Genomic DNA, 8,709 nt, shown 5'->3' with positions numbered 1-8,709 from the left:
CGCAGTCCGTTTAGAATGCCTCCAGGGAGTCCGGCGAGATACGATCTACCCATGATGCGCAACTCGTTATTCCCCGTGAGGAGACCGCGGAGCATCGTGCGAAAGGCCCGAACGAAATGTATCGCGGCGCGCACCCCTATAAACCAATCACCACGTCGCAGGTACTTCCCGTAAAACCCTCCGTGGCTGCGTGCATAGCTGCGATACTGTTCTGAGCGCGCTTCGGCTTCGCGCCAATCCATGTGGGTCACGACCATACGCGGCTCATATATCAGTCCCACGCCAGCTCTGAGGGCACGATAGATCCACTCACCGTCCTCTGCCGTCCGAAGGTATGTGCTCTCATCGAACGCACCGACCTTTCTTAACACGGCCATCGACGTTGCCATATTCCCGCCAGACAGGCGATCAAAGTTCAGTCTCGGACGACGATACTCGGTCCGCTCCTCCGACGTGGCGGTCAGTATGACAGAATCACCGCCAGCCAATACCCTGCCAGACGCCACTATATCTGGACGGGTTCGCAGGGCCTCAACCAGGACCTCCAGCCATGATGCATCGACGAAACAATCGTCGTCGGTGATGGCAACAAAAGGCGTCTTCACCTCATGAAGTCCCTCATTGAGTCCGCTGGCTCGACCGGTCCCCAGCGACGGTATGTACAGGGTATTCAGACCCGCCTCTTCCAGCGAATTAAGCCAGTCAGCCACCACAGGTCTTCGACCCTGATCTACGATTATTAGTCTGCCAGGCCACACACTTCCGCGCGCAATCCTCAGAAGACATTCCTGTAGGGTATCTCGGCCCAGTGTCGGGACGACAATTGAGACATCCTCAAGAACCAGCCGCTTTGACGGATCAGCCTGCGCAGCAAGATGCGTCGTGCGTTCGGGTCTATTCATACACAAAATCAGTCCAAAAACAGTCAGAACATAAGAAGATCACGTTCTTTGAGTGGATAAACGAGAGATTCCAAGAAACGTGCGCGACCGTTGGACCCCAAGATTCTTCTCAACGACATATCGAGCCGTCCACTAGATTCCATGTTCCAACTCAACCCGAAGAAGACAGATCGAAATGCGGAATAGCCTGTCAGAACGGATGACGCGATGGTTGTCATGGCGAGTGGCAAAATCGAAGCGCCGTGCCGCGGCAGCCGTCTATGCCAAGATCTATCGAGACGCAAGTTCGAATATCAGCGACACGGTCCTGATCGCAGGCTCTGGTAGAAGTGGAACAACGTGGCTCGCAGAGATGGTTTCCGAGCAACTCGATGCACGACTCCTGTTCGAGCCATTCAACACAAGGCTCGTTCCGGAGTACTCCGAATTCAATTACTTCCAGTACATGCGCCCGGAGGAGCGCGACGATGCACTGGAACAATTTGTTAAGCGCCTATTTGAGGGAAAGATACGAAACGCGTGGATTGACCGGCGTGTATCTCGCGTCGTTTCTATGAGACGCGTGGCCAAGACAATCCGGGCCAATCTCTTCCTGGGATGGTTGCATATGAAGTTCCCCCAGGTCCCGCAGATGCTTATCATCCGGCATCCGTGCGCCGTTGTCGCCTCACGGATAAAGCAAGAATGGGCCACCGACGGAGACCTGCAGCCGATGTTATCACAGAGAGGTCTTGTAAGGGACTACCTGGCCGACAAGATGGATATCATACGGCGTGCTTCAACTCCCGAGGAAAAGCACGCGATCGTGTGGTGCATTCACAACATAGTTCCACTGCGTCAGGTCGGAGCCACCAACCTGCCTGTTGTATTCTACGAGAATCTATCATTGAACCCGATCGACGAACTCGCCCGCATATTCGCACTGGCGAATCTCCCCTTGGATCGAGAGAAGGTCAAAAGTACACAACGACCATCGGGTACGTCTACTAAATCCAGTGCCATTCGGACTGGCGAAGACGTCGTATCTGCCTGGCGGAATCGCATCACTTCGGCCCAAACGAAGCGAATTCTCGCGGTCGTCGAAGCATTCGGACTAGATTATCTATACGGAGATACAGACACTCCCATTGGCAATGCAGAATTGCTCGCGACTAGAACTTCTCGTAGCAGCATCTAGTTCAACGTGCTCGGTGACGGAGTCCAATGGTACGCATAGGCTATGCGTGACGATGTTTCTTGGACTGTCCCCAGGGATACCTTCGAGAATTTCTAATTCTTTACGGTTCTGTTTGGTATGAGCTTCGAGTGGTTTTCCGGAGGATTGATCACCCTCACTTGCCGGGGTATCTCATGGCCATATCGGCTTGCCAGGGCAGTCCAATAACCAGACAAGACTACAGGTTCAGACCAAACGAACAGCGTTTGAAATCAAGAAGAGCCCTGACGGTGTCCGAACCCAAAACCTACATTTCCATTGTAATCCCCCTTCACGATGAGGAGGATTCCGTGGCACCATTGTGCCGGGCAGTAACCGCGGCGATGGAGTCTGCGGACGTCCGTTTCGAAACAATCCTCGTTGACGACGGAAGTCGGGATCAAACGTTCGCGCGAGCCTCCGATGTGGCGTCTCAAGACACGCGTTTCCGGGTCGTCAAACTGAATCGAAATTTCGGTCAGACTGCGGCACTGAAGGCCGGCTTTGAGATAGCGGCCGGGGATATCATCGTGACCATGGATGGAGATCTGCAGAATGATCCGGAAGACATCCCCATGATGCTCCAGAAGATTTCGGAGGGATTCGACATGGTAGTTGGGTGGCGGAAGAATCGCCAGGACAGCTGGGCGCTGAGAAAAATTCCGTCACGAATCGCGAACTGGTTGGTACGGAAATCAACCGGAACCACTATCACCGACAACGGCTGCGCACTTCGCGCGTACAGGAGCGAAGTAATTAAGAGATACCCTCTCTACTCAGAGATGCACCGGCTTCTTCCAACCATCCTTGCCATGACGGGTGCCAGAATGGCCGAGCTACCTGTTCGTCACCATCCGCGTCAATACGGACGCTCGAAATATGGCCTGGCAAGAACGTACAAGGTCATTCTCGATCTCGTGGCGTTGAGGATGATTCTTACGTTTCATCGTTCACCACTTTTTGGATTCGGAATTTCCGGGACCGTCCTTGGTTTATTGAGCATGGGCGTACTGATCACCGGGTTCCTGCAATTATTGACCAATCAGGGCGACGTCTCTCTGATATACCCCGGAATCGGAATCTTGCTTGGCTCCCTAAGCGTCTCGTTGCTGACAATGGGTATTCTCTGTGATATGATCTATGTAACGGGCGATACAAAAATGCGGCCGTTCCGAAATAGCCCCTTGGATGCATGACTGAAACGATTGATATCGACATTTCCGTGATCGTTCCCATGAACGACATGGACCGACCGAATGCGATCGATACTACGTACACCGACTACAAGAGCGAGCTCGACAAAACCGGGCTGCGGTACGAATTCCTCTTTGTCCTCGAAGGTGACCAACTTGATGAGTTTAACCGCCTCGTCGCCCTGAAGGACCGGGGCGATCCAATCCGCATCATCAAGCTATCACGGTCCTACGGTGACGCCACGATCCTGACTGTCGGATTTGAACACGCGCGCGCCCCGATCCTGATGACGTTACCCGCCTACCATCAGATCAAGCCCGAAGCGATTGCACCAGTGGTGGCCGCACTGGGAGAACACGACATGGTCACGGTGCGAAGATGGCCGCGCGGTGACTCGATTGTCAATCGAGTGCAGACACGCATATTTCACTTCCTGCTCCACAAAACCACGTCGACGGGCTTCAATGATCTCGGCTGCGGCGTGCGCGTAATTCGAAGACGGGTCACGGACGCCGTGCATATATACGGCCACAAGCACTGGTTTCTTCCGGTACTCGCCGGTCGATTCGGTTTCAAGATCAAAGAAGTGGATGCGCCACAGGCCAAGAGCGACTTCACTCGTCGATACTTTGGCGTGGGTATCTACTTCAGGAGGATGCTGGATCTTCTGTCCATCTTCTTCCTTGTGAAGTTCACGAAGAAGCCTCTGCGATTCTTCGGATCAACTGGAGCAGTTGTGTTCCTAATGGGTATCCTTTTTACAGCGTTTCTAGCGTATCAGAGGCTCTTTGCGGGAGAAGCTCTCGCCGACCGACCTGCACTATTGCTCGGCGTCCTGATGATCGTACTTGGGATCCAGATCTTTGCCATCGGTTTGATCGGCGAGTTGATCATATTCACGCACGCGCGCGATCTGAAGGAGTTCACGATCGAGAAGATCATCAACTGACGACACTGGTCCGGTATCAGCCAAAATGCTGATATCCACCGGGCAGCAGTTCGACAAACTCGCCGTCGTCGATCTGCATGCGAACGCCTTCCTCCGCTTCCGTAAACAGCCCGACTACCGTCGCCGAGCCGTCGTCGATACGCGAATAGTCGCCGGGCGTCGTGGCGAAAACGAGTTCATAATCCTCTCCCCCAAACAGAGCGAAATTGGAAGCCTCGTCCTCAAACTGGACCGCGGTCGCCGCCGTCTGAGGATGAATGGGGATTGAGTCCTGCCGGATAAGCGCACCACAGCCACTGTGCCGACAGAGGTGATGGATCTCGGATGCCAGGCCGTCCGAAACGTCAATCATGGCGCGGGGGATGAATCCGGCACGTTCCCAGTTCGCAATCACGTCGAGACGAGCCCGCGGCATCAATTGCCGCTGAATCACGTAGTCGTGGTTCTTCAGTTCGGGCCGAAAGTCTTTCTTCGACTCGTTCAGAGCGATGCGCTGCTTGATCAGAACCTTTAGTCCCGCATAGCCCGAGCCTAGATCGCCGGTTACGCAAATCAGGTCGCCCGGGCGGGCGCCGCGGCGGAACGTAACTCGCTTCTCTTCTACCTCGCCTATGACGGTGACCGAAATACTCAGCTGACGCGCGGCGGTTATATCCCCGCCTACGACAATGACGTCGTAGGCCCCACACGCATCGCGAACGCCTGAGTAGAACTTCTCCACCATTTCGATGGACACCGAGTGTGGTACTCCCATCGCAATTGTTGCATATTTCGGGCGCGCGTTCATCGCCACGACATCGCTGACATTGACTGCAATGCACTTGAAACCGAGATAACTCATCGGTGAGATGGAAAGGTCAAAGTGCACTCCCTCTATCAGCGCATCGGTCGTGAGAACCTGATACAGGCCGTCCTCTTTTCGGAACACCGCGGCATCGTCTCCGATTCCGCGAATGAGCTCGCTGTCTGCCGCTTCGCCAAGGATCGTCTGGAGGCGATCGATCAATCCGAATTCGCCGATCTCCTCTATCGCCGTAAAGCTGTTTTCCATGTCATCGAGAATGGTCAGTTAGGTCCAGTTGATCCGTCGGAGACACCGCGTCCCCCGAGACTACAGCGGTACGCAGATCTTACCCAGCACGGTTCCGCGTGACGCACCTGTTACGGACGGCATGTTCGTCGGATGCCCGTTCAGCGTTTCGTGCGCCAGCAACGCGAAACAGACCGCTTCCTTGGCATCCGGATCCACACCAAGCGTGTCCGCCGTCATGACCTCGATACCGGGCAGCAGTTCGCGGAGGCGTCTCATGATGTACTTGTTATGAACGCCGCCGCCCGCTGCGATCAATTGCCCGGGGTCCAGGCGGTTCATGACAAAACGGTTGATCGCGCCTGCGATTGTTCGAGGCGTCAGCTCCGTGACAGTCGCAAGCACGTCGACCTTGCTGCATCCCATGGACTCCGCCAGCATGAGAATTCGATCCACCATGGCGCCGGTGTATTTCTCGCGGCCGGTAGATTTCGGCGGCACCATGTTGTAGTAGGTGTCAGCGAGGAGCTCCGAAAGGAGTGCTTCACAGGCGCTGCCCGACGAAGCGATCGCGCCCCCGTCATCATACCTCTGATCGAACAGCCGATGGACGACGCCGTCGATCACCATATTGCCTGGACCCGTGTCGAAGGCCAGCACGTCGGCGGCGTTACCTGACGATGGCAGCACACTGAGATTGGCAATTCCTCCGATGTTGAGCAAGATGCGATCGGTCGATTCACTGCCAAACAGAACAAGATCGAGATACGGCACCAGGGGCGCACCCTGCCCGCCCAGCGCCATGTCCGCGACGCGAAAATCCCCAATGGTGACGACACGTAGCAGATTCGCAAGAACAGACGGATCACCGATCTGGAGAGTTGAGGTTACCGGCAGACCCGCGCACTCTTCTGGATCCGGAACGTGATGAACAGTCTGGCCGTGGGAGCCCACGGCGTCGAGATCCGCCGGGTCAAGTCCGGCCCGCTCGCATGCGATTGCCACGGCGTCACGGTAGGCGTAGGCCAGCCTGAAATTCAGCTGTGAAAGATCACGAACGGACGAACCGGTCGCCTCGGAATTCCTCAGAATCAGATCGCGAAGTTCGTCCGGGTATGGCACGCTGGCAAAGCCCAGGACTTCAATCTGAACCGACATACCCGATCCGCTGATGCGCGTAACGGCGCAATCGACACCATCCAGCGAGGTCCCCGACATCAGGCCCGCCACAACCCTGCTGTCCTGCTTCAGGAGTTCGTACAGGGGTCGTGGCAAGGGCTTCACCGTGATCGAGCGCGCATCTCGGATGCCTTCGTCTCGAACTCATCGGCGCGATCGGGATTCTCAAGCGCCAGGCGATCGTAGACGCGTGCAGCCTCGGTATACTGGCTCTGTGTGGCATAAATGCGTGCCAGCGTCTCGGAGACGACGTCGTCTATGTCTACCGACAGATCCGGCTCGGGCACACTTTCGGGATCCTCAGCCGGGACGATTTTCGCAGATTCGAGTTCGTCGATGAGGCGATCAAGCTCTACCTCCTCGGGGACCGCATCGAGTTCCACATCAACATCGGATCCGGCCCCGTCCCCCGAGTCGTGGGCGTAGCCTCCGTTCCACTCGGGTTCGTCCGTATCGACATCGGACGGGGCGACCTCGCCAGGCTGCTCCGCCCATTCGGGTATTTCCGCTTCAACCCGGGGCTCATCGAACGGGACGGCTATCGGAACGAACAATGCCGGATCCATTTCCAGCGTCCCGCTGTGGTCGGACACTTCGGTATCGTGCGCCGGCTCAGCATCGTCCGTCGGGGCCAAGTCCGGCGCCTCGTCGAGCAGTTCCTCAACAGGTGCAGATTCGGCGTCAACGTCGGGCGAGAACATTTGTGAGACCGCATCGCGGAGTCCACGGTCGACAGCCGGAGAGCGCGACACCAGCGCTTCGGCCCGGCACCACGCAGCCAGCGAATCCTCGGCATGATCCGTCAATTGCAGAGCCTGTGCGAACGCCACCTGCGCTGCAGCGTAGTTCGGCCACCGATCAACGATCCGCTTGAGAATAGGCAGCGCTTCGGACGCATGGCCGCCCTCCAAAAACGTCAGTGCTGACTTGAATTCTGTGGTTAACATCAACTCGTCTGTCTCCTAGCGATTACACGGGAGCAAGGTACTTTGTGCGATTCATCTCATCAACTTGTTTGACATGAGGTGAACCATGCAGCGGCATAAGCCTGTCTCGCACGCTGAACCAGACCACGAGGCCGAATCCCGACGCGAGCAGTATCTGAAATGGCAACGCCGCCCACTGCGCGACAGCCACAACCACGACGATGCCGGCGACGCAATACAGCAAAGCCGCTACCTCCATCCACACAATGCCTGGAAGCCGTCGATCCGCGTACTCGGGCTTGCCGTGCCTACCGGACGGTTGCATCGTACTGAATTTGGGCGTCCGGACAAACGGAGTGGTCCGTCCTCGCAGCGCCTGCCACACAGCGCGGGTGTTGTTGATCGACATGCCCATCGAACCCGCCATGAACGATGGAAACAGCCTTAGACGAGACACCCAGTCGTGATACAACGACCGCTGTGCATACAGCTGGGCAAGGAAAAAACCGGCGAGGCCCACGAGCCCAAGTCCTAGAAGCGCAAAGTAGACTTCTCCAGGGCCCCGGCCCGCCGCCTTCAATGCCACAAGCGGTGCGTGCAACAGCCCGGCAACAAGCACAAAGGGAAACACCATGTGGGCAGTGAGATGCATGGTACCTTCCAGCTTTACGGGGGCACGCTCGCTGCTTCGCCAGAGTGCGGGAAGCTGCCGCATGGCCGTCTGAATCGACCCTTTCGCCCACCGGAATTGCTGCGAGCGAAACGCATTGGTAATGGCAGGCAGTTCGGCGGCAACTTCAACGTCCTGTAGATACCGCAGGCGCCATCCCGCCAACTGGGCACGATAGCTCAGATCCAGATCCTCAGTCAGCGTGTCGGCATTCCACCCACCCGCATCTTCGATGCACTCACGGCGCCACACACCGGCCGTGCCGTTGAAGTTCATGAAGTATCCCGCGGAATGGCGCACATGCTGCTCCAGTGCGAAATGGGTATCGAGCCCGAAGGCCTGCACCCTTGTCAACAGGGAGTCAGTCTCATTGAGATGCGTCCATCGCGCCTGGACCAGCCCGATGTCGGGCGAATCAAACATTGGCAGGGTCCGACGCAGGAAATCCGGTTCCGGTACAAAGTCCGCGTCGAAGATGGCGATGAAGTCCCCGCGCGCAAACCGCAGTCCATTGCCAAGCGCACCCGCCTTGTACCCGGTGCGCTCGCTACGACGAACATGCAGGATGTCGACGCCCCGCTTTCGCCAGTACTCAACACGCGTTTCCGCCAGCTCGCAAGTGATATCCGTCGAGTCGTCGAGTACCTGGATCTCCAGTTGTTTT

8 protein-coding genes are annotated in these 8,709 nt (G+C 56.7%); 3 read left to right on the top strand and 5 right to left on the bottom strand.

The window, feature by feature from the left end; all coding sequences use genetic code 11:
- The coding region (locus HKN37_02245; protein ID NNE45461.1) for a glycosyltransferase family 2 protein at positions 1-902 on the bottom strand (902 nt) is incomplete at its 3' end.
- Positions 903-1,077: 175 nt separating this feature from the next.
- Between HKN37_02245 and HKN37_02240 the strand changes: the two genes are divergently transcribed.
- The 3 genes from HKN37_02240 to HKN37_02230 all read left to right on the top strand — a co-directional run bounded on the left by HKN37_02240 (position 1,078) and on the right by HKN37_02230 (position 4,240).
- Positions 1,078-2,079, top strand: coding sequence for a hypothetical protein (locus tag HKN37_02240; protein ID NNE45460.1), 1,002 nt, complete (start codon positions 1,078-1,080; stop codon positions 2,077-2,079).
- Positions 2,080-2,348: 269 nt separating this feature from the next.
- On the top strand, positions 2,349-3,293 hold the full coding sequence (locus HKN37_02235; protein NNE45459.1) for a glycosyltransferase family 2 protein: 945 nt from the start codon (positions 2,349-2,351) through the stop codon (positions 3,291-3,293).
- On the top strand, positions 3,290-4,240 hold the full coding sequence (locus tag HKN37_02230; protein ID NNE45458.1) for a glycosyltransferase: 951 nt from the start codon (positions 3,290-3,292) through the stop codon (positions 4,238-4,240). The genes HKN37_02235 and HKN37_02230 overlap by 4 nt, the downstream gene beginning before the upstream one ends.
- A gap of 16 nt (positions 4,241-4,256) precedes the next feature.
- On the opposite strand, the gene thiL is transcribed toward HKN37_02230, so the two are convergent.
- The 4 genes from thiL to HKN37_02210 form a co-directional block, all read right to left on the bottom strand.
- Positions 4,257-5,291 carry a thiamine-phosphate kinase gene (gene thiL, locus HKN37_02225; protein ID NNE45457.1) on the bottom strand — a complete coding sequence of 345 codons (1,035 nt, stop codon included), beginning with the start codon at positions 5,289-5,291 and terminating at the stop codon, positions 4,257-4,259.
- A gap of 60 nt (positions 5,292-5,351) precedes the next feature.
- Positions 5,352-6,488 (bottom strand): anhydro-N-acetylmuramic acid kinase, encoded by a 1,137-nt coding sequence (locus tag HKN37_02220; protein ID NNE45456.1) that lies wholly within the window; start codon positions 6,486-6,488, stop codon positions 5,352-5,354.
- A 62-nt stretch (positions 6,489-6,550) separates the two neighbouring features.
- Entirely contained in the window at positions 6,551-7,396 is an 846-nt protein-coding gene (locus HKN37_02215) for a hypothetical protein (GenBank protein NNE45455.1), read from the bottom strand.
- Between the two features lie 22 nt (positions 7,397-7,418).
- On the bottom strand, positions 7,419-8,709 hold a 1,291-nt coding region (locus HKN37_02210; GenBank protein NNE45454.1), incomplete at its 5' end, for a glycosyltransferase.

It is taken from the genome of Rhodothermales bacterium (assembly GCA_013002345.1).
In the GTDB taxonomy this organism is placed as follows: Bacteria; Bacteroidota; Rhodothermia; order Rhodothermales; family JABDKH01; genus JABDKH01.
Note: the sequence above shows the minus strand (reverse complement) of the source record. Positions and strands in the feature narration are given on the sequence as shown.

Bases quoted from the DNA above. Each gene is read 5' to 3' on its own strand.
- HKN37_02230 (NNE45458.1), top strand. From the start codon at position 3,290: ATGACTGAAACGATTGATATCGACATTTCCGTGATCGTTCCCATGAAC.
- HKN37_02215 (NNE45455.1), bottom strand. From the start codon at position 7,396: ATGTTAACCACAGAATTCAAGTCAGCACTGACGTTTTTGGAGGGCGGC.
- HKN37_02220 (NNE45456.1), bottom strand. From the start codon at position 6,488: ATGTCGGGGACCTCGCTGGATGGTGTCGATTGCGCCGTTACGCGCATC.
- thiL (NNE45457.1), bottom strand. From the start codon at position 5,291: ATGGAAAACAGCTTTACGGCGATAGAGGAGATCGGCGAATTCGGATTG.
- HKN37_02240 (NNE45460.1), top strand. From the start codon at position 1,078: ATGCGGAATAGCCTGTCAGAACGGATGACGCGATGGTTGTCATGGCGA.